Below are 20745 nucleotides of genomic sequence, written 5' to 3'. Positions count from 1 at the left end.
TGCGTGTTTGGTAACCACACCGATACCGGAGGTCCTCACCTACTTCCGCTCACCACGCCGTTCACAACCTGTCTGGGAGTTACACCTAGTCCGCTGATGTCCGCGGATGCGACGTCGCCCGAGTGCACGAACGCGGCAGTGGTGAATGAGCCGGACATCACGAATTGCCCTGCCGCGATCGCGGTTCCGTAGGGGGCGAGCGCGTTGGCAAGCCAGGCCACCGCGGCTGCCGGGTCGCCGAGGACGGCCGACCCCAAACCAGTGTCGACTTCGGTTCCGTTGCGGCGCAGTGAGGCTCGAGCACCGACCAGGTCGACGCTGTCGGAGTAGGGAATCCACTCTCCGATCACCACCGCACCCGAGCTGGCGTTGTCGGCCACCGTGTCGCGCAAGGTGAGCTTCCAGTCGAGGATTCGGCTGTCGACGATCTCCAGCGCGACGGCCACCGCCTCGGTCGCGCGGCGCACCTCCTCGGCGGTCACGTTCGGGCCGCGCAGCGGGGCCCGCAGCAGGAATGCCACCTCGGGCTCGACACGCGGCGCGCAGAATCGTCCGCGCGCGACGGTCGCACCGTCGGCGACCACCATGTCGTCGAGGATGTAGCCGAAGTCCGGCTCGTCGACGCCGAGCAGGGTCTGCATCGGTGGCGAGGTCAGGCCGATCTTGTGGCCGACCAGCACCCGTCCGCCGGCCAGTCTGCGGGCCAGGTTCACCTTCTGGATGGCATACGCGTCGGCCACGTCCATGCCGGGATAGCGCTGTGTCAATTGCGCCACCGGGGCTGCGTACCGGTCGGCGGCCGCGAGGATGTCGGCGGCGTCCTCGACCTCTGTTCGGCTCAGTGTCATCGTGCGTCGTTCTCGTCGACCATCCGCAGCGCGGTGTCGTAGAGCGCCTGACCGTGGAGCGTGAACAAGGCGACCAGATCCACGTTGTCGCCGCCGATCTCCTTGGCGATGAACAAACCGTCGGCGCCGGCGATCGCATAGGTGGCGAGTTGACCGATCTGTGGTTCGGTCAGGCCCAGACCCATCTCCCGGATGCTGGTCGTGAGCGCCTCGTAGGCCTGGTTGCGCACCTGAACGAACATCGCGCGGGCCCGGGGCTCTTCCGGCCGGCGCTCGAGCGCGAGCATGAGGCCGAGCCGCAGGAAATCCGGGGAGTTCAGCAGGGCCTTGGCCGTGCCCACCGCGACCTCCAACAGCCGGTCGCGCGCCGCGACATCCTCGGGCAGCTGCCACACCCGCAGCCAGCTGTCGAAACTGCGCTCGATGACGGCGGCGATGAGGTCGTCCTTGTCCTTGAAATGCCAGTAGATCGAGCTGGCCGGCAGACCGCATTTCGCGCTCACCGCGCCGATGCTGGTCCCCTCGTACCCGCGCTCGGCCGCGATCTCGGTCGCGGCGTCGAGAATCCTGCCGCGCGAGAGTTCGCCGTCGGCTCGCCGGGAGCGACGCTGGGGCTTGTCCGTGGTGGCCATGATCACCTCTGCCTCTTGACTCCGTAGTGATCACTACATTACCGTAGCGATCACTACGGAACAAGTCCCGGGTCGACGCAGACACGGCAGACGAAGGCGAGCCAGCCATGAGTGACGCATCCAGCTACGACGTCGCGATCGTCGGTTACGGCCCGGTGGGCGCGACCGCCGCCAACCTGTTGGGCCAGCTCGGCCTCAACGTGGTGGTGATCGAGCGCGACCCGGACATCTACTTCCGGGCCCGGGCCATCTCCACCGACGAGGAGGTGGTGCGCATCTGGCAGCAGGTCGGACTGGCCGACCGGCTCAACGCCGACATGCAGCCGGGCGCGGGAGCCAACTTCGTCGACGAGTCCGGGGCGTCCATCGTCAAACTGCTCCCCGCCGACCGCGGCAACGGTCACCCGCCGCAACAGTTCATCTACCAACCCGCCGTCGACCGGGTCCTGCGCGAGGGGGTCGACCGCTTTCCCAACGTCTCGCTACTGCTCGAGCACGAATGTCTGCGTGTCATCCAACATCCCGGCTCCGTCGAATTGATGCTGGCCGACCTCACCCGCGACGAGTTCAAGCGCATCCGGGCCGGCTACGTGATCGCCGCCGACGGCGGCTCGAGCGCGATCCGCGGGCAACTGGGTATCGGGTTCAGCGGGCGGACGTATTCGGAGCGCTGGATCGTGATCGACACCAAGGTCCTGCAGGAGTGGCCCGGCCACGATCGGTTGCGGTTCCACTGCAACCCCGCGCGGCCGACGGTCGACTGCCCCACCCCGCTGGGCCACCACCGGTGGGAGTTCCCGGTGCACGACGACGAGAACGAGGCGGACCTCCTCACCGAAGACGCCATCTGGACCGTGCTGACCGCCCAGGGGATCAACCGGGCCAACGTCGAGATCATCGGTTTCGCCTGCTACAGCCACCACGTGCGGTTCGCCGACCGGTGGCGGGTCGGCCGGGTCTTCCTCGCCGGGGACGCAGCCCATGCGATGCCGCCGTGGATCGGTCAGGGCATGTGTGCCGGGATCCGCGACGTGGCGAACCTGTCCTGGAAACTGCACGCCGTGCTGTCGGGCTCACTTCCGGATTCGGTGCTCGACACCTATCAGGCCGAGCGTCTGCCACACGTCCGGGAGGTCACCAACCGGGCGGTCAAGGTGGGACGAATCATCGTCGAACGCAACCGTATTCGCGCTGCCGTGCGCAACCGGTTGCTGCGCGGTGCCAGCTTGGTGCCCGGCTTCACGGCATGGTTGCGCAACAACCGCTGGCTGCCCGACGCCCGCTACCGGGACGGTCTGCTCGCTCCGAACGGAAACCGGGCGGTGGGCTGGCTGATTCCCCAGCCGTGGGTCGTCGATGCCAAGGGTGACCACGTCCGGCTCGACGATGTCGTCGGCGGCAGATGGACGGTCCTGCACACCGGTCCCGAAGGCCTCTGGCAGTCGTGGCGCGCGGCCGGGCTGTCGGTCGTGCGCATCGCACCGCCGGGCAGCGCCGCGGGAGCCGACCGCCTCGTCGATCGCGACGGCGTGCTGATCAGCTGGCTGGAGCGCAAGAACGCAACAGTCGTGGTGGTTCGGCCCGACGGATTCGTCTACGCGGCAGCCGAAACCGGCCAACCACTGCCTCCCCCGCCGACCGGGTTCACCGTGCCGGCCACTCGAGTAAAGGACCGCGCATGACCACAGTGCAATTGGAGTACTCAGTCCGCGTCAGCGGCACCGACCTCTTCGTCGCCGACACCAGTGGCGACGGGCCCGCGGTCGTCCTGCTGCACGGCGGTGGACCCGGGGCATCGGGTTTGTCGAACTATTCCCGCAACATTGACGCGCTGTCGCGCCGCTACCGGGTGCTGGTGCCCGATCTGCCGGGGTACGGCCGGTCGGGCAAGTTCGTCGACCAGCGCGACCCGTTCGGCTATCTGGCCAATACGATTCGGAACCTGCTCGACGAATTGGGCGTTCCCGAAGCGCATCTGGTCGGCAATTCCTACGGCGGCGCTGCCGCGTTGCGGCTCGCCCTGGACACACCCCACCGCGTCGGCAAGCTCGTCCTGATGGGACCGGGCGGGATCGGCACCACCCGAGGCCTGCCCACCGACGGATTGAAGAGCCTGCTGTCCTATTACGCCGGTGACGGACCGAGCCGGGAGAAGCTGGCGGCGTTCATCCGGACCTATCTGGTCTACGACGGCACAGCCGTGCCCGACGACCTGATCGACATCCGCTACCAAGCCTCGATCGATCCCGAGGTGGTGGCCAATCCGCCGCTGCGCCGGCCGTCGGGGCTGCGCACCCTGTGGCGGATGGACCTGACCCGTGACAAGCGGCTGCGTCGTCTCGGTACACCGACGCTGATCCTCTGGGGCCGCGACGACAAGGTCAACCGCCCCGCCGGCGGACCGATGCTGCTCAACCTGATGCCCAACGCCGAACTGGTGATGACCTCGCACACCGGGCACTGGATGCAGTGGGAGCGTGCCGATCTGTTCAACCAGCTGGTGAGCGAATTCCTCTCCCCCGATTCAGAATTGGCGATCTCGTGAGTACCGATGTCTTCGGCAGAGATGTTTTCGGCAAGGTACACCTGGGCTACCTGGTGATCGAAACCGAGAAGTTCGCCGATTGGCGCCGGTTCGGCCGCGACGCCATCGGCATGCACGTCGACGACAGTGCGCCCGGCGCGCTGCGTTTTCGCCTCGACCAGAACACCTGCCGATTCCTGCTGCAGCACGGTCCCGCCGAGGACACCACCGCGCTGGGCTGGGAACTCGACGACCACAACACGTTCGAGACCATCGAGGCGCGGGTGCGCAGCCACGGCGTGCCGGTGACCGAGGGCACCGCCGAGGAAGCCGCACTGCGCGGTGTCGAACGATTCGTCCGGTTCCCCGGTCCCAACGGACTGGCTCAGGAAATCTACGTGAACCCGCGGCTCGGCGCAGAGCCGTTGCGCCTGTCGGCCGCCGGTGGATTCGTCACGGGTCCAGCCGGAATGGGCCACGTCGCGATCGCCACCAAGAAACCGCACCAGATGCGGGGCTACTACAGCACGGTGTTCGACGCGCGGTTGAGCGACTACATCGACGAGACGATCAGCGGGCTGAAGTTCAAGATCCGCTTCCTGCGGGTCAACGAGCGTCACCACAGCGTCGCGATCGCCGCGACCACCCGCCTGCCGCTCAACCCGATTCGCACCAGGATCCAGCACTGCAACGTCCAGGTCGCCGAACTGACCGATATGACTCTGGCCTATCAGCGGGTCACCCAACTCGGCTTCGACATGGCGTTGTCGGTCGGGCAGCACACCAATGACAAGGAGTTGTCGTTCTACGCCGTGACCCCGTCGGGGTTCGAGTGGGAGGTGGGCTGGAATCCGATCGTCGTGGACGAATCGACGTGGGAACCCACCACTCACCAGGGCATCAGCATCTGGGGTCACACGCCGGAGGGCAGCACCATCGTCGGGTTGATGGAGCGGTTCAAGGCGGGCGCGCAATCGGTACTGCACACCGAGCCGGCGGTACCGGCGTTGGCCGGAGCCGGGATCGCCGATGACTGACCGCGGAGACCAGATGAGCACCGATCAGACCACATCGACCACGGACGGCCCGTCCCGGCGCCGGTTCCTGGCACTGGCCGCCGGTAGCGCGGCAGCCGTCCCGCTGCTGGCGGCCTGCGGATCGGCCACCACGACCACGCCCGCCGCCCCCGCACCACAAATCACCAAACCGCCTGCTCCACAACGGGGTTCACATCCCAACATCGTGTTCATCTTCACCGATCAGGAGCGCTACTTCCGTTCCTGGCCGCAAGGCATGTCGCTGCCGGCCCGGGAACGACTGGCCGAGGGGGGCGTGACCTTCCACAACCACTACAGCTCGGCGGTGATGTGCACCAGCTCGCGTGCGGTGATGCTGACCGGGCTGCAGACCCCCGACAACGGGATGTTCGAGAACGCCGACCTGCCCTATGTGAAGGCCATGAGCACCGAGGTGCCGACCATCGGCCACCTGTTGCGCAAGGCCGGCTACTACACCGCCTATCAGGGAAAGTGGCACCTGGATGCGGCTTTCGACCGTGAACCCGTCCAGCAGGTGCTCACCGACCGGATGGACGCATACGGCTTCTCCGACTTCGGATTACCGGTCGACTCGCTGGCCCACGACCTCGGTGGGTACACCACAGACTCGGTGATCGCCGCCGGAGCCCGGTCGTGGCTGCGCAATACCGGCCGGCCCCTGGCTGATGACGGCAAGCCGTGGGCCCTGTTCGTGAGCCTGATCAATCCGCACGACATCATGTACTTCAACACCGACACACCCGGACAGCCCGTGCAGGACACCGGCACACTGCTGATGCACGCCGCCCGCGCGCCCGAGCATGCCCTGTATCAGCAGCACTGGGACACCGACATTCCCGCGAGCCTCGAGCAGCCGATGCAGCAGGCGGGACGCCCCGGTGCGCACGGTGAATTCCTCAAGGCCTGGGGCTACACCCTGGGCACGATTCCGCCCGAGCCGGACCGCTGGCAGCGCTTCAGCGACTTCTACCTCAACAGCATCCGCTCCGTGGATCAGCAGATGTCCTTGCTGCTGGGCGATCTCGACGATCTCGCCCTGACCGGCAACACGATCGTGGTCTTCACCTCCGATCACGGCGAGATGGCCGGGGCGCACGGTCTGCGCGGCAAGGGCCCGTTCGCCTACCAGGAAGCGGTTCACCTGCCCATGCACGTGATGCATCCCGACGTCAAAGGTGGGCAAGACCTCAACGCGCTCACCAGTCACATCGATCTGGTACCGAGTCTGCTGGCGATGGCCGGCGTGAACCCGGCCGCCGCCGATGAGCTGGCCGGCCGGGCACTGCCTGGCAAGGACTTCAGCGCGGCCCTGGCCGATCCAGGCAAGGCGGACCTGAATGCTGTTCGGGACAGTGTGCTGTTCACCTACAGCGGTCTGGCGACCAACGACAGCAACGCGGTGAAGCTGTTCGCCGAAGCCAAGGCCGCGGGCCAGGACCCCCGACAACTGATGCAGGCCAGCGGGTTCCGGCCGGATCTGACCAAGCGCGGGAGTCTGCGCACGATGTTCGACGGCAGGTACAAGTTCAGCCGATACTTCGCACCGGCCCAGCGCAACGTGCCGACCGGCCTCGACGACCTATACCGGTTCAACGATGTCGAGTTGTACGACCTGCAGACCGATCCCGGCGAGATGACCAATCTGGCCGCCGCCAAGGGCGACAACGCGGATCTGGTGTTGTCATCCAGCGCCAAGCTCGAGGCGGTGATCAAGGCCGAGATCGGGGTGGACGACGGTCGCGAGATGCCGAAGTTCGGCGATATCGACTGGCAGATCGACCGGATGGACCTCTAAGCGCCGATCAGCCGGTGGCGCGAGCGAGGAAGCCCAGCAGCAGGTCGGCGAACCGCTTCGGGCATTCGATCTGCGGCATGTGACCGACCCCGTTCAGCAGGTGCGTTTCGGCGTGCGGGTACACCCGCATCGCCTCGGTGATGTGGTGGGCGGGCAGGATTCGATCCTCGGTACCCCACATGATCAGCGTGGGCCGCGGGGTGCGGTTGACGGCGGCGGCGAGCTCGCGGCGCCACTGGGGCTTCACCCCACGCGGGGTCCCCAGTGCCAGCGCCGTCTCGCGCATCACCGCGCCGGCGCCGGGCACCGATGCGACGGCGAACGCATGGTCGATGCGCTCCTTGGTGGCGACAGTCTTGTCGGCGTGGATGGAGCGCTCGAAGAGCACCGCAGTCATGCGCGTGGGCTTGCGGGTGCTCATGGCACCGAGCACCGGCATGGTGAGCATCCGCAGAAGCAGGGTGACCTCGCTGCCGAAGCCCGCGCTGTTGATCAGGGCCAAGCTGGCGACCCGGTCGGGGTGCTCGGCGAGCAGCTGCTGGGCGATCGCCCCGCCCAGCGAGTTGCCGACGACGTGTACCGGCCGGGTCTCGCCGATCGCGTCGAGCGTGCCGGTGACGCCGTTCGCCAGCGACGCCAATGTGATGGGCTCCCTTGGCCGTTCGGAGAAACCGAAGCCGGGCACGTCAAGGGTGATCACGCGGTGGGACTGCGCCAGCCGTTCGTACTGCGGCGCCCAGTCATCCATGCTGCGGCCGATCCCGTGCACCAGCAGCACCGGCGGACGAGCCGGGTCGCCGTCGGTGCGCACTCGGGTGCGGCGGCCGTCCACCTCGATGAACGTAGGCCGGCTCATGCGACGCCGTCGCTCACGCCGTGGCCAGCCCCGCCGCGCGCTTCGCCGGCACCGCGCTGCTGAACCGCAGGGCGGGATCCTCCACCGAGCCCTTGCGCAGCCGCTCGTGGTCGGCCTTGTAGTCCATCTCGACCGTCCACGGACCGCTGGTGCCCTGCTGGGGGAACAAGTCCACCGAGCGCAGGATGTAGCCGGCCGGGAAGTCGAGCATCGGGCGCTTCTCGATCAGCGGGTTGTCCACCACCGGAACGACGGTGGTGTAACCGTGCCGGTCCATGTAGCCGAGCAGCCGGCACAGGTGCTCACACACCAGGCCCACCTTGAGGGTCCACGACGAGTTGGTGTAGCCGAACGAGAAGGCCAGGTTGGGGATGTCGGAGAGCATGAAGCTCTTGTAGACCAGCGACTGGTGCGGATCCTTGACCTCGCCGTCGACGGACACCTGGATCCCGCCGAACGGCAGCAGCTTCAGGCCGGTGGCGGTGACGATGATGTCAGCCTCGAGCGTGCGACCCGACTCCAGCAGGATGCCGTTGGCGGTGAACCGCACGATTCGGTCGGTGACCACCGAGGCTTTGCCGCTGGCGATCGACCGGAACAGGTCCGCATCGGGCACCGCACACAGCCGCTGATCCCACGGGTCATAGACGGGATTGAAGTGGGTGTCGACGTCGTAGCCCTCGGGCAGCGCCTTGACGTTGATCGCGTGGATGATTCGCCGGGCCAGTTTGGGGTTGCGCTGGCACAGGTTGTAGATGAAGCGACCTTTGCCGATGTTGAACCGGCGGGTGGCGGCATAGGCGGCCTTGGGCGGCAACAGCTTTCGCAACGAGTTGGCGATCGGATCCTTGCGCGGCAACGGCATCACATAGGACGGCGAGCGCTGGAGCATGGTGATGTGGTCGACATCGTCGGCCATCGCGGGGATCAGCGTGACCGCCGTCGCGCCGCTGCCGATCACGACGACCTTCTTGCCCGTGTAGTCGAGGTCTTCCGGCCAGTCCTGGGGGTGCACGATCGAACCCTGGAAATCTTCTTCGCCCTCGAAGTGCGGCCGGTAGCCGCCGGCGTAGTCGTAGTAGCCGGTCGCACCGAACAACCAGTCGCAGGTCACTTCGAACTCTTCGCCGTCCCGTTCGAGCGTCACCGTCCACTGCGCGGCCTCGGAGTCGAAATCGGCGCGGAGCACTTTGTGATGGAAGTAGATCCGGCGGGCCAGGTCGTCCTCGTCGACGACCTCGTGCAGGTAGTCCAGGATCTCGTGGGCGTCGGCGATCGCGTTGTCGGAGGTCCAGGGTTTGAACTCGTAGCCGAACGTGTGCAGATCGGAGTCGGACCGAATGCCGGGATAGCGGAACAGGTCCCAGGTACCGCCGATCGCGTCGCGGCTGTCGACGATCGCGAAGCTCTTGCCGGGCAGCTTGGTCACCAGGTAGTGGCCGAGTCCGAGACCGGAGATTCCGGCGCCGACGATCAGCACGTCGACATGACCGCGCAACGGCTGGGTCGGACGGCGCTGGTTGAGCGAGTTCACGGTCATCGGGCACTCTCCGGTTCGAGCGTAGAAACTGTAACGCGAATAGTGTTATAGTTTTGCGGTCCGCTGTCAAGGGTGTTCGGGAGGTAGGCAATGACCACGGTGTCGGTACCGCGGCGGGCGCCCGTCCAGGCCCGCAGCCGGCAGACCGTGGCCCGCATCCTCGATGCCGCCGCGGCCATCGCCGACGAGCAGGGCGTCGACGCCGCCACCACCCGCGCGATCGCCGACCGGGCCGGGGTGTCCTACCCCTCGCTGTACCGGTTCTTCGCCGACCGCGACGCCATCCTCGACGAACTGATGGAACGGCACTGCGCCGAGATCGACGCGCGCTGCGTGGCCGCCGAGCAGACCTGGACCATCACGTCGATCGCCGACCTGCTCAACAACGAGATCGACCTGCACGTCGACTACTACCGCAGACACCCCAGCGCGGCCGGTCTGTGGATGGGCGGGCGGACCTCCCCCACCGTCACCAAGCACGTGCACGCCCGGATGCAGACCCTGGCCGACCGGCTGCACCGGATCCTGGTTGCGGCCGGTCTGATTCCCGCCGACACCGACTCGCGCAACATGCTGGTGGCCGTCGAGATGGCCGACCGCATCCTGGAGCTCTCCTACCGCGACAACAGTGACTTCGACGAGGCGATCCTCGCCATCGGCCGTACCGCGCTGATCGCGTTCGGCGAGGCGCTGGCACAGGCCTGACCGCCCGATTCAGGCAGTGACCTCGGTCGCCGGCTTACGGCGCCGGGTGGCTCCCCACAACCCGACACCGATTCCGACCACCGCTCCGCCGAGCCCGATGATCTGCTGGCCGCGGGTGAGCTCACTGTGCACGCTCGTCCCGCCCAGGAGATCGGCGGCGTCGGCCCCGCCGGAGGCCAGGAACCAGCCGCGGGTGTCGCGGCCGCGCAGGCCCGCCGACAGCAGCAGTCCGCCGATCAGGGCGTCGCGGTAGCCCATCGACCGCAGCAGCAGGCGCGCCGACGGGCCAGGGTCATTGGGCTCGCCCCACAGCTTGTTCGCGCCCATCGGGTCGACCAGGAAGTGGACGCCGGAAGCCAGCCGGATGCTGCCCGCGACGAGCGCGGCTTTGTCGATCGACATCGGAGTCCTAGAGAGTCGCGGTGAAGGGGCCGAGGATCTGGCAATCAGGAGCGGGATTCTGCCCGAGCCAGATCGGGCAACCCCGGCCGGTCGCGATGTAGGTCGTGCCCGGCTGATACGGGACCGAGATCACCGCGGGATCCGCGCCGTGCGCCTGGGCGCAATGCGTGACACCGTCGGCACCCAGCAGGCAGGCGACCGCTGAATACGGCCCGCCGGCCGGGCCGCAGCCCGCCAGTTCCGCTGTGGCGGTCACCCCGCCCGGGCCGACCTGGGGCGGGGTGAGGGTGTAGGTGCAGGGCGGTAACGGGCCGGCATGCGCAACGGCGCCCGTCGTCAAGCCACCGAGAGCCACCGCAAACGCCATTGCCACATGGGTGGGCCGCATCATGGCCGAATACTAGATCACGGCCGACGGCGTCGATGTATATTGCGCGGATCCCCACTACTCCCCCGACCTGCGCCGATCACCTATGGGACACACTATGGCCATGCGTACCACCGTCACCCGCCTGCTGATCGCCGGCACCGTCACCGCGCTGGGCACCGTGGGCACGCTCGTCGGCCCGCAACCCGCGCATGCCGACACCATCGGATACCTGGTCAACGTCACCGTGCGGCCCGGCTACAACTTCCCCAACGCCGACGCCGCACTGGCCTACGGCAACGGGATCTGCGACCAGATCAACGCCGGGACCAGCTACGCCCAGCTGGTCAACACCATCAAGGCCGACTTCGACACCACCGACGAGTTCCAGGCGTCGTACCTGATCAGCCAGTCGGCCCAGGAACTGTGCCCGGCGGCGATCTGGCAGTTGCGCCAGTCCGCCGCCGGTTACGTCCCGTCCGCATAGTAAGGAATGACGTTGGTACACAGAGCTGTTCACGCCGCAACCGCATTCGGTGCCGCCACCGTGCTGGCTGCCGTGGGTGCGCCGTCCGCGCACGCCGACAACACCCGCCTCAACAACGGGGTGGTCGCCAACGTCTACACCGTCCAGCACCAAGCCGGCTGCACCACCAACATCAAGAAGAACCCGGCGCTGACGCAGGCCGCGGAATGGCACGCCAACGACGTCCTCAACAACCGGACCCTCGACGGCGACCTCGGCTCGGACGGCTCCACGCCCCAGAGCCGGGCCGCCGCAGCCGGTTTCACCGGCAAGGTGGCCCAGACGGTGGCGATCAACCCCGCGCTGGCAATCAACAACCTGGACGTGATCAACCAGTGGTATTACGACCCTGCTGACTTCGCGATCATGTCGGACTGCGCCAACACCGCGATCGGCGTCTGGTCGGTGAACAGCCTGGACCGCTCGGTATTGGTAGCCGTCTACGGCCAGCCGGCCTGATCGCGACCCAGCGACTACTTGTAGCAGGGCCCTCCGCCGGGCGGGTTGCACGACGCAGGTCCCAGCTCGATCCAGCTCAGATCCATCCACGGCGGCGACAGCCAGGTCTTCGTCGGCTCTAGCAGAAAACGCAGCGGTCCGCGTTCGCAGTAGGTGTCGCCGTCGGGGGTGGCGGCGCAGGTCGTCCCTTCGTGGGTGATCGACGAGTGCGGCGGCAGCGGCTGCTGGGCCTGGGTCGCGGGAAATCTGGCCGCCATCGACCAGTCGTAGTGGACGGCCCGGTCCCCGTCGATCCACCCGATGTGGGAGGTGCCCGGTGGCGCACCGGCGATGTCGCCTTCGCACCCGAAGCTGCCCAGGCCCCAGATGCCGCAATTCTGACCCGTCGGCGCGGTGAACCACACTCCACCCGGGAGGACGAACCCGCCGGCGTCGAGCTTGTCGTAGTACCGGATGTCGGGATAGGGATCAGCACCCTGATCGGCTGCCGGGGCGGCCCCGGCCGGTCCGGCAGTGCCGAGTGCTGCCGCGATGGCAGCGGCGACGGCGCCGATCATGAACATCGGCTTCCTGCGAAACATGGTCGCCCCCTTACGTGATGCGAGGCGTGATGCCGTAGCAGGCGGCATTGCCCACGTCGAGAGTGTTCTGGCATAGGACGGTGCCGTGGTAGAGGATTCGCACGCTGACCCACCGTCCGGGTGCCGACACCGGGCGCCAGTCCGCGCGTACCTGACTTCCGTCGGGCGGCGCGCCCCGCACGACCCGTACCCGTGCGTCGAAGCGCCACGGCAGTGGCGCACTCGGCAGCGACTGCCTGCCGCCGGCGTCCTGGTACTCGATGTTCGCCGCCGCCACGTCGTCGGAGACGACCTCATAGGTGACGACGTCGTCGGCCCACGCCGGTGCGGAGTTCACCCACTGCGGGATGCCCAGCACCAGCAGGGTGGTGCCGGCGGCGACCGCGCGCACGCTCATGGTCCGACCAGGATCACGACGGTGAAAATGTATCCGGATTCGGCGTCGTCGATCACGCTGGCACCGAAATCGGTGTAGGCGCAGTCCGGAATCGCGGTGCGCCCCTCCAACAAGACGCTGTGGACCGCGTCACCGAACTCGTGGCCGGCTCCTTGCAGCGAGATCACCTTGGCGCCGACCACACCGACGTCCGCGACGATCCCCGTCGGGTGGGGGTCGTCAGCGGGGACGGTGTCCGCGGTGTGGTTGACATAGCTCATGGTGGACCGGTTGACGATGTCGGCGGCGCGCTCGACCCGGGCGTCGTAGCGCAGGGGTCCGCACGGCGAGCCCGCCCGCGCCGCGCTCACCGCCTGCTCGAGGCCGGAGCCGGGCTCGGCGCCCGCAACCGCATTCGCCGGCCCGGTGCCTGCCACCGCCATTGCTCCCAGCGCCGCAGCGGCTCGTCGCATCCCGTGCATGCCATCACCTCCTATCGACAGACATGTGATCGGTTGATCTTGCTGCCCCAGTGCTGTGCCCGCGCGAACGAGGGCCCGGTGAACCAGGTCGGCTGGCGCGCTTTCAAGCCGTTGCCGACATTGGCCAGCTGTTGCCACAGGCCGTAGAAGCTGTCCCCTTGATAGATGGGGAAATACATGTCTCCGGCATGGTCGTAACTCTGGGTCAGAGCCTGCGCGCGCGGGGCCAGGTAATCCAGCGCCCGGTCGATGTTGGCGGTCACGATGTCGACCTGGTCCCCAACACCATCGGCGCCGAAGTCGCCGTTGTTGCGCACGACGGTGTTGTTGAGCCGTTCGATCTGGCCTTTCAGCTGGTAGTACTGGGCATTGAACCATTGACACATCTCGCGTTCGGCGGTGACATCTGCGTCCGTCACGTACCGCCGAAGCTGGTCGAACGGAAACGGAAACTGCGGTTGCCAATCGGTCGCCGTCGGGACCACCACCGGAAGCGGCATGGGCTGCCGGTAATCCTCCCCCGGATCGGCCCGGGCCGGTCCGGCGACCAGCGCTGTGGCACAACAGACCACAGCTGCACCTGACGCCAGCAGCCGTCTGCGAGCAGCAGCACTCATTGCCCTGCGCCTCCTGCGCGACCCGCGCCGACCGCTACTTTCCCACCACGGCGTCGATACCGCCGACATCGGTGATCTGCCAGTTGTTCTTGCTGTCCAGCGTGACGCTGTAGGTTGCGGTGGACTGCAGGCCGTCGGGTGCCTGCATGGTCTTGGTCAGCACGCTCACGAAGGCGTCGACGGTGTAGATGCCCCCGGCATCGGAACGTACCTTGGCCGCCAGTGGACGCGCCGTCGACTTCCACTGCAGCGGACCGAGAATCTGTTGCATGGAGTCGGCGGCCTTGGTGAGCTTGTCCTTGAGTTCCGGGGATGTTCCGTTGACCAGCTTGACCTTCCAGCCGTTGAAGTCCTGGTAGTCCATCTGGGCGGCGTTGACCGCGTAGTCGGTGGCAACGTCCTCGGCATGGGATCGGGCGGCGGCGGCCCGATCCTGGTCAGCCAGCGTTTCCCGCGCGCCGGCGTACAGCCACCCGAGCACTCCGACCGCGATCACCAGGGCCGTCACCAGCGCGGTGAGCATCAAGCCGCGCAGCGAGATCGAGATTCGCCGAGCGGCTTTCGCCTTTCGCTTCCCGCGCTCCTCGCTCACCGGGGTTGCCGCGGGTGCGCTCTCGGGCGCGGAATCATCTCCTAGCGCCGTGGTTTCGGAGCTGTCACGGGTCTTGGTGTCGATCATGTCGGTCTCCTTCTGGGAAGCTGGTGGGAACGGGTCGATCTAGCGGTCGGGAACGGTGACATGCAGCGTGATCGCTCCCTCCTCGGGTATGCCCGACACCGCGTTCGACAGCATCTGACCGGTATCGACGTTCATCAGGGCCCCACCGATGCCGGTGAATTGGGGTGTCAGGGCCTGCGCCAGGACCTTGACGTCGGGACCGCGGGTGTCCAGAAAATTCTGGATGCGGGCCAGGAAGTCCTGGAACAGCCGGATGTTGGTGGGGTTGTTGGAGGTCACCGTGCGCATCATTCCGACGAATGTCCCTGATACGCCCCGGCCCGCATCCCGCACCGAGGGTCCCAGTTCGGCGATCGTCGGGCCCACCCATCCGGCGTTGCGCAGGAGTGTCTGGAGGTTGTCGAGGACGTCCTGTCCACGGCCGTTCATGCTCTCGGTCATATTCCGAAGCAGCAAGCTGGCTCGGGACAGGTTCGGCAGCACCTGCTCGGGGTCGGGAAGCGCGGCGTCTGCTTCATCGAGGGTGCGTGCGAGTTGCCCGGGATCGAGTTGGTTCAGCACCCGCACGACACTGGTCGCCAGCTGCGCGATCGAGGGCGGCACTGTGATCGCCTCCGTCGCGATGTGCTGGCCGTCGGACAGCATCGGACCGTGATCCACCTGCGGGATCAGGCCGATATAGGCTTCGCCGAGCGCCGAGAGATTGTCCAACCGCACATTGGTGTCGACCGGAATCCGATGCCCGGCCTCGACATAGAACTCGATGGTCGCATCGCGGACCGAGGTCGCGACCTTGGTGACCTTGCCGACCGGCACGCCGCGCAGCAGCACGTTCGAGCCGGCCACCACGCCCTTCACGTCTGGAACCGACATCGACAGGTTCGTGCGATCGTCGGGCGGTCGCAGGTGCAGGTCGAACGATCCTATGTAGGCGACGCACGCGACGACGATCGCGCCTAACGCACTGAACGACATCATATTTCGCATCAGTCTCATGGTGTCGCTCCGAGAATTCGCAACACGTCCTCGACATTGCCGACGAGTTCACGCCCGTCGGGTCCCGTGATCGAGGTGATGTTGATCGCGGGGTACTTGTCCACGGGTAGGAAGTCGTTGAGGAAGAGATCACGCCACCGCGGCGTCTCGGCTTCGACATCCCACTTTGTCTGCTGCACGGCGCCCACCGCATCAGCCAGCGAATTCAGCATCGGCACAAGCCAGTACCCGCCACTGTAGATACTGCCGATCGAGGGCAGGACGGTGCCGATATAGCCGGCGGCCTGGGTGGCGCGGTCGAATCCCGTCATGCCCGCGGGTGAGAACCAGTATGCGTAGGTCGACAGGTTGCGATTCATCACCTCGGCGGTTCCGGACGCCCCGTTGAGGAGTTTGTCGACGACGTCGATGTTGTTGGACAAGTCGGCGAGGTCGACAGTCACCCGGCTGACCATCCGCCGTAGCTCGTCGCGTCGCGCCGGTGTCACCCTGTTGACTCCGATGATGGAGTTCTGAATGCGCTGGATGGAACCACTGCCGACGAAGTTCGCGAGGTTCGCGATCGTGTCCTCGAGCTGGGGCGGCGAGGTCGTGTTCGCCATCGGGATCCGTCCACCCGGTGCCACCGCGACAGAACCCGATAGCGGCGCCGCTTGGTCGGACGCGTCGGCCAAGGCCACGTAGGTGTCGCCGAGGACCGTGGACTGCTGCAGCGTGGCCCGGGCGTCCGCGGGTATGACCACGTCACTGTCGATACGGGAGACGACGTCCACGTGGTCGGCCTTGAGGTCGATACTCGTCACGACACCCACGGTCTTGCCGTCCTGCACCACCTTCGCACGGTCGGGCAGGTTCAGGACGCTGGCGAACTCGATCGTGACCGGGTACCCGTCGTCACCGCCACCACCGATCTGGGGCAGCGAGTTCACGCTGATCGACGCGCAGGAGGCGACCAGCGTGACACTGATCGCGCTCACGGCGATCGCGAAGAGCCGGCGGATCATTGATGGCTCGCTTGCATCAGGACGTACTGCAGCAGTGCCACGTCCACCGCATACGGTTGGCCGTTGACATCCGCGCAGCTGCCCGGCATCGCCGAATTCATCATCCCGCACAGCGCCAGGCCGTCGTGGGTCTGGACGCGAAACATCGGCGGCCGGTAGGCGATGTTGAAGAAGCTGAATTGGTGGGCGTTGTAATGGTTTGCCAGATTGTTGATCCACCAGGGCACCGGATCGAACAGCCCGGCAAAGGCATTGGCGTGCGGACTGAGTTTGCGCAGGCTCGCGCCGACCGTGTCCAGTGTCAGCTGGGTGGTGTCGCCCAGCCGGGTCTCCAGGACGGCGACCATTTCGATCAGGGGGTTGAGCGCCCCCAGTTCGTAGGGTCCACCGGCCAACCGAGATGCGCCGTCCACCGCCTTGGCGAGGTCGGGGGTGGTATCGCGGGCGTCGAGCAGAACCTGCTTCATCGGACCCGACATCTCCTTGACCGCGGCGGTCAGGTCACTGAGGTTCGCCACGATCGACCCGATGTCACTGATCGACTGGTCGGGGCTGTCGAGCAGCGCGGACGTCGAGCTCAGGAGCCGCCCGGCGGGCTCGCCGTTGTTGTGGGTGAGTTGGTCCAGACCGCGAACGGTGTCGGCGATGTTGGTTGATCCGTCCGGATTGATGGAGGCCAGAAAGGTGTCCGCCGAGCCGATCACCTCCGAGATCGTCTTCGGCGACATCGACCGGTTCAGCGGGATGCAGCCGTCGCGGGTCAGTTGGGGACCGCCGGTGTAGTTCCCCACCAATTCCAGCGAGCGGTCGGCGAGTATCGACGGTGATCGGATGACCGCCTTGACGTCGGCGGGCAATGCGCGACGCTCGGTCACCGAGAAGTCCACCCGCACAGAACTGTTTCCGGCCACGAGCGAGGTGACCGTCCCGATCGGATATCCCATCTGGGTGACGGGGTTACCCACGTAGAGCCCGATGGTGTCGGGCATGATCGCGCAGTACGACTCCGACGACACCCGGGATGCCGGTGAGCAGGAGGAGCCCACCGCGATCGTCGTGGTCGCGACTGCTGTGGTCACCGCGATCCGTGTGAGCCTGCGCGCGTTCGTCGTCCACATCAGCACGGACTCCCCGGCATCGGGATGCACAGGTCGGTGGCGAGCAGTTCCGGCCGGGCATTCTGCGCGTCCAGCACTCGTTCGATCTTCTCCCGGACCCGTCGCAGCCGGGGAATTATCCTGCTGTTGTTGTCGGCCCATCGGCGGAAGCTGTCCTGCCACTCGCGCACCTTCTCGATGAACTCCTCACGGTGGTTGACCCAGAAGCGGCCGAAGGGAACCAGAACCGCATCCGAGATGTCGCCCATGCCGCTCAGTGCGGCTCCGAAACCTTTGCCGTAGAGCACCAGGGTCTGTTCGAGCACCGAGATCTTGGCGACCAGTTCTTGCAGCTTGCCCCGGTAGTTGCTCAGCGTCTGGATGTACTCGTCGGAGATGTTCAGGATCGACGTGATCTGACCCCGCTGCTTTTCCATGGTGCTCGTAAGCGAGTTTCCCGCGTCGATCACCGCGGCGAGGGTGTCGACGTTCGTGCCGGTCAGCCCCTGCTGGATCTGGTCGAGCGAATCGTGGATGGGTTGCGGATCGACGTGGTCGGTGACCTTGGTGGCGTCGGTCAGTGCGCGCATCAGGTTGTACGGCATCCGCACCCGCTCGCGTGGTATCGCCCTGTCCGCCAACGGTTTGTCGCCGAGCGAGATCAGGTCGACGTAGTAGCCGCCGACGATGGTGAGCATGCGGACTTGGATCTGGGACTGGTCGCCGACGAAGGTGTCCTTGTCCACCGTGGCCCGCACCTTGACCTGCGCCGGCTCCAGGGACAGATCCTTGATCTTGCCGACGGCGATGCCGGCGATACGCACCGAATCGCCGGGCCGGACCGAAGCCGCGTCGTCGGTGTAGAAGACCACCGTCTTCTCGCCGGGTGGGCTGATGTACACCAGCGCCGCGGTCACCGCGAGCGCCAGAAGCAGGGCCAGTGTGGTCACGCCCCAGAACAGGGAGCTCCGGAGCAGGGTCATCGGCTGCACAGGATCACCCGCTGACCGTTCAACAACACGTCCAGCGACTGCGGCAGTTGCGCGGGCCCTTTCGAGCACGGCACGGGCGTTCCCGGCGGCGGTGGTGGCTCGACGTTGTCCCACAGAACGGGAATGCGTTTGAACGCGTCGCTGTAGTCGTCGAACACGGTGATCGCGCGGTCGAAGCCCTGGTCGATATCGGCGTGGCCGGGGCGGAATCCTGCGTTCTGCAACAGCCGTACCGCCGCGGCAGTGAATCCGGGGCCATAGAGCTCCGACTTGCGAAATTCGTCGAGAACCGAGATCGCGGCGTCGATCGGACGGTTCACCCATTCCAGGACTTGGACCAAATCCCTTGAATGCCCGCCGAACACGTCGGCGAGCGCGGCCAGGTTGGTCATCAAGGTGGCGACCACCCGCTGACGGTCGGACACGAACTCGGTGAGCGTGCGGATGCTCTCGAGCATCGGCGCCAGTCCGCTGCCGTCACCGGACAGGAACGACGCCACGTTCGACGTGAACGTGTCGATCTCGTCGGGGCTCAGGGTGGCCAGCGCCGGCTGCAGCCCGTTGAAGAGCGTGGTGATGTCGAACGACGGTCTGGTCATGGCCAGCGGGATGTGGGTAATCGCGTCCTGGGCACGGGGATCGTTGGACGGATTGCTGACGTCGATGTAACGCAGCCCGGTCAGCGCCTGGTATTTGACCGCCAGGCGCGTCTGCGGGACCACCACGTAGTGGTTGTCCAGACTCATCTCGACCATCGCGATGCTCTGACCGGCCTCACGCTGGAGCGAGATCGCCTTGACCTTGCCCACGCGGACACCGCGAACGCGCACGTCGGAGTCGACGTGTAGCCCCGACACATCGGTGAATTTCGCAGTGTAGGAGCGGGTTTCCACGGCGACCGGCTGGCGTAGCACATTGACGATCACCACGAACACCACGCCGGCGAGGGCAGCGGCCAGCAGGAACCTCCACAACGCGCTCACGGGGTTCATCACGGGCCACCCATCGCGTTGATCGGGGCCTGCACGCCGGGAAGGTTGTCCAGCACGACGTGCACCTGCAGCGCTCGTTGTTCGGCAGTTCCGCCGTAGAGCTTCTCGAACCGGGTCCGAAGCTCCACCATGGTGTCGGCGATCCCAGCCGGGGCGACCAGACCGGGCACCGCATCGGTGATCGTCTTGACCAGACCGACTGCTGGGAGCAGATCACCCGGATGCGAGGACAGCAGCTTTCCGATCGCGCCGAAGAACGAGTTGGCCACCAGATCCAGCGTGGCCACCGACCTGGTGCGCCAGTATTCCTCGGACTGCGGCTGTCCCGGTCGAACAGCGACATCCGCTCCGGGCATGGCGCTTTCGTTGGAGACGTTGAACGTCACGAAGCCCGACCCCTGATTGATGTCGTAGCCGGCCGCCGTGGCGTCGTCGACGAATGACGGTAGCGCGACGCTGATACCGGCGGTGTTCCGCAGGAGCTGTTCGGTGCTGACGGTCTGCACGGTGGTGATGGCGTTGGCGGTCGTGACCATCGTCTCGATCAGCGGGTTCAGACCGTCGGTATACCGGGTCGCCCGGTCGACCACACTGATCAGCTGTGGCGTGACCACGCCACCGGTGATCTCGCCGAGGCGGGACAACAGCGCCTGCAAGGTGAAGTTCCCCTGGGGCACGGTGTCGATATGGGCGCCGTCCCGCAGCGGCCTTCCGCCCGGCCCTTCGAGGAGATTGATACTGGTGACGCCGAAGTAGTTGGCCGGCCGGAAGTCCACGCCCAGCGCGTCCGTGAGCCCCGCGATGGGACCGGACTCCAGATCGGCGCCGAGGCGGACCTTGCCGTTGGGCAGGCTCGAGACGGCGGTGACGCTACCCACCTTCACGCCGTGCATCATCACCGGCGTTCCCATGGAAACACCTTGCCCGGCATAGGGAAGATCGAATTTCACCGAGATGTCGTCGACGGGGCGCTCGCCGAAGCGCCCGATCACCCCTACCGCGCCGATCACCGCTACGAACAGAGTCAGCGCGATGCCGATCAGGATCAACCTGCGTCTCTCGGCTTCGGCAGTCATTCGGAAAAGCAACGCTGCTCTCCTATCCCTTGAAGACGAACTGCGGTCGAAGGCCCCACAGCAGGACGGTGGTCGCAAGGTCGAGGACCATGATCATGACGAGACTGGCGCGGATGGCCCGTCCCGAGGCCTCGCCAACCC

Annotated in this window: 24 protein-coding genes and 1 pseudogene; 7 read left to right on the top strand and 18 right to left on the bottom strand. The window is 66.5% G+C overall.

The genetic code is table 11. The annotated features are described in order from the left end of the window. Positions 1-35: 35 nt before the first annotated feature. A complete protein-coding gene (locus tag MSZK_RS17855) occupies positions 36-848 on the bottom strand; it encodes a 2-keto-4-pentenoate hydratase (protein ID WP_099250025.1) in 813 nt (270 codons plus the stop codon). After that, a complete protein-coding gene (locus MSZK_RS17850) occupies positions 845-1480 on the bottom strand; it encodes a TetR/AcrR family transcriptional regulator (protein WP_099250034.1) in 636 nt (211 codons plus the stop codon). The genes MSZK_RS17855 and MSZK_RS17850 overlap by 4 nt, the downstream gene beginning before the upstream one ends. Before the next feature lie 107 nt (positions 1481-1587). On the opposite strand from MSZK_RS17850, the gene MSZK_RS17845 reads away from it, so the two are divergent. From MSZK_RS17845 to MSZK_RS17830, 4 genes are read left to right on the top strand one after another with little or no spacing between them, the layout of a single operon-like run. Further along, positions 1588-3162, top strand: a complete 1575-nt coding sequence (locus MSZK_RS17845) for a bifunctional 3-(3-hydroxy-phenyl)propionate/3-hydroxycinnamic acid hydroxylase (RefSeq protein ID WP_099250024.1) — start codon at positions 1588-1590, stop codon at positions 3160-3162. Then, a complete protein-coding gene (locus MSZK_RS17840) occupies positions 3159-4025 on the top strand; it encodes an alpha/beta fold hydrolase (protein ID WP_099250023.1) in 867 nt (288 codons plus the stop codon). The genes MSZK_RS17845 and MSZK_RS17840 overlap by 4 nt, the downstream gene beginning before the upstream one ends. Next, positions 4022-5041, top strand: a complete 1020-nt coding sequence (locus MSZK_RS17835; protein ID WP_099250022.1) for a VOC family protein — start codon at positions 4022-4024, stop codon at positions 5039-5041. Before MSZK_RS17840 ends, MSZK_RS17835 begins: the two co-directional genes overlap by 4 nt. Before the next feature lie 13 nt (positions 5042-5054). Then, a complete protein-coding gene (locus MSZK_RS17830; RefSeq protein WP_099250021.1) occupies positions 5055-6857 on the top strand; it encodes a sulfatase-like hydrolase/transferase in 1803 nt (600 codons plus the stop codon). A gap of 7 nt (positions 6858-6864) precedes the next feature. Here MSZK_RS17830 and MSZK_RS17825 read toward each other — a convergent pair whose 3' ends face one another. Beyond that, positions 6865-7713, bottom strand: coding sequence for an alpha/beta fold hydrolase (locus tag MSZK_RS17825; protein WP_099250020.1), 849 nt, complete (start codon positions 7711-7713; stop codon positions 6865-6867). 13 nt (positions 7714-7726) lie between these two features. Then, positions 7727-9253, bottom strand: coding sequence for an NAD(P)/FAD-dependent oxidoreductase (locus MSZK_RS17820; protein ID WP_099250019.1), 1527 nt, complete (start codon positions 9251-9253; stop codon positions 7727-7729). 90 nt (positions 9254-9343) lie between these two features. Between MSZK_RS17820 and MSZK_RS17815 the strand changes: the two genes are divergently transcribed. Continuing rightward, on the top strand, positions 9344-9958 hold the full coding sequence (locus MSZK_RS17815; protein WP_099250018.1) for a TetR/AcrR family transcriptional regulator: 615 nt from the start codon (positions 9344-9346) through the stop codon (positions 9956-9958). 9 nt (positions 9959-9967) lie between these two features. Here the strand turns inward: MSZK_RS17815 and MSZK_RS17810 are convergent, their stop codons facing one another. Next, complete coding sequence (locus MSZK_RS17810; protein ID WP_099250017.1) at positions 9968-10360, bottom strand: DUF4267 domain-containing protein; 393 nt, start codon at positions 10358-10360, stop codon at positions 9968-9970. Positions 10361-10367: 7 nt separating this feature from the next. Beyond that, positions 10368-10751, bottom strand: coding sequence for a hypothetical protein (locus MSZK_RS17805; protein ID WP_233211371.1), 384 nt, complete (start codon positions 10749-10751; stop codon positions 10368-10370). 94 nt (positions 10752-10845) lie between these two features. Here MSZK_RS17805 and MSZK_RS17800 point away from each other — a divergent pair, with 94 nt between their 5' ends. Beyond that, positions 10846-11214, top strand: a complete 369-nt coding sequence (locus tag MSZK_RS17800) for a DUF732 domain-containing protein (RefSeq protein ID WP_371411356.1) — start codon at positions 10846-10848, stop codon at positions 11212-11214. 6 nt (positions 11215-11220) lie between these two features. Then, positions 11221-11712 carry a CAP domain-containing protein gene (locus tag MSZK_RS17795; protein WP_099250016.1) on the top strand — a complete coding sequence of 164 codons (492 nt, stop codon included), beginning with the start codon at positions 11221-11223 and terminating at the stop codon, positions 11710-11712. 14 nt (positions 11713-11726) lie between these two features. Here the strand turns inward: MSZK_RS17795 and MSZK_RS17790 are convergent, their stop codons facing one another. The 12 genes and pseudogenes from MSZK_RS17790 to MSZK_RS33070 all read right to left on the bottom strand — a co-directional run. Next, positions 11727-12293 (bottom strand): hypothetical protein, encoded by a 567-nt coding sequence (locus MSZK_RS17790; protein ID WP_233211370.1) that lies wholly within the window; start codon positions 12291-12293, stop codon positions 11727-11729. A 10-nt stretch (positions 12294-12303) separates the two neighbouring features. Next, a complete protein-coding gene (locus tag MSZK_RS17785) occupies positions 12304-12690 on the bottom strand; it encodes a hypothetical protein (protein ID WP_099250015.1) in 387 nt (128 codons plus the stop codon). Further along, positions 12687-13151, bottom strand: a complete 465-nt coding sequence (locus tag MSZK_RS17780; protein ID WP_233211369.1) for a CAP domain-containing protein — start codon at positions 13149-13151, stop codon at positions 12687-12689. The genes MSZK_RS17785 and MSZK_RS17780 overlap by 4 nt, the downstream gene beginning before the upstream one ends. 11 nt (positions 13152-13162) lie before the next feature. Beyond that, positions 13163-13741, bottom strand: a complete 579-nt coding sequence (locus tag MSZK_RS17775) for a hypothetical protein (RefSeq protein ID WP_099250029.1) — start codon at positions 13739-13741, stop codon at positions 13163-13165. A gap of 61 nt (positions 13742-13802) precedes the next feature. Beyond that, a complete protein-coding gene (locus MSZK_RS17770; protein ID WP_099250014.1) occupies positions 13803-14447 on the bottom strand; it encodes a hypothetical protein in 645 nt (214 codons plus the stop codon). A gap of 39 nt (positions 14448-14486) precedes the next feature. Next, on the bottom strand, positions 14487-15443 hold the full coding sequence (locus MSZK_RS17765) for an MlaD family protein (RefSeq protein WP_099250013.1): 957 nt from the start codon (positions 15441-15443) through the stop codon (positions 14487-14489). Further along, entirely contained in the window at positions 15440-16447 is a 1008-nt protein-coding gene (locus MSZK_RS17760; RefSeq protein ID WP_199203379.1) for an MlaD family protein, read from the bottom strand. Before MSZK_RS17760 ends, MSZK_RS17765 begins: the two co-directional genes overlap by 4 nt. Continuing rightward, positions 16444-17565: an MlaD family protein gene (locus MSZK_RS17755; protein WP_099250027.1), complete on the bottom strand. Its 1122-nt coding sequence runs from the start codon at positions 17563-17565 to the stop codon at positions 16444-16446. The genes MSZK_RS17760 and MSZK_RS17755 overlap by 4 nt, the downstream gene beginning before the upstream one ends. Further along, positions 17565-18527, bottom strand: coding sequence for an MlaD family protein (locus tag MSZK_RS17750; RefSeq protein ID WP_099250026.1), 963 nt, complete (start codon positions 18525-18527; stop codon positions 17565-17567). Before MSZK_RS17750 ends, MSZK_RS17755 begins: the two co-directional genes overlap by 1 nt. Continuing rightward, the gene (locus tag MSZK_RS17745) at positions 18524-19528 is read right to left on the bottom strand and encodes an MlaD family protein (RefSeq protein WP_371411355.1); all 1005 of its coding nucleotides are present in this window, start codon (positions 19526-19528) and stop codon (positions 18524-18526) included. Before MSZK_RS17745 ends, MSZK_RS17750 begins: the two co-directional genes overlap by 4 nt. After that, on the bottom strand, positions 19528-20604 hold the full coding sequence (locus MSZK_RS17740) for an MlaD family protein (RefSeq protein ID WP_099250011.1): 1077 nt from the start codon (positions 20602-20604) through the stop codon (positions 19528-19530). Before MSZK_RS17740 ends, MSZK_RS17745 begins: the two co-directional genes overlap by 1 nt. Before the next feature lie 22 nt (positions 20605-20626). Next, positions 20627-20745 (bottom strand): annotated as a pseudogene (locus MSZK_RS33070) (ABC transporter permease); the annotation flags it as partial.

It is taken from the genome of Mycobacterium sp. shizuoka-1 (assembly GCF_002723835.1).
Taxonomy (GTDB): Bacteria; Actinomycetota; Actinomycetes; order Mycobacteriales; family Mycobacteriaceae; genus Mycobacterium.
The sequence above is the reverse complement of the archived record's forward strand: the minus strand, read 5'-3'. Positions and strand labels throughout refer to the sequence as shown.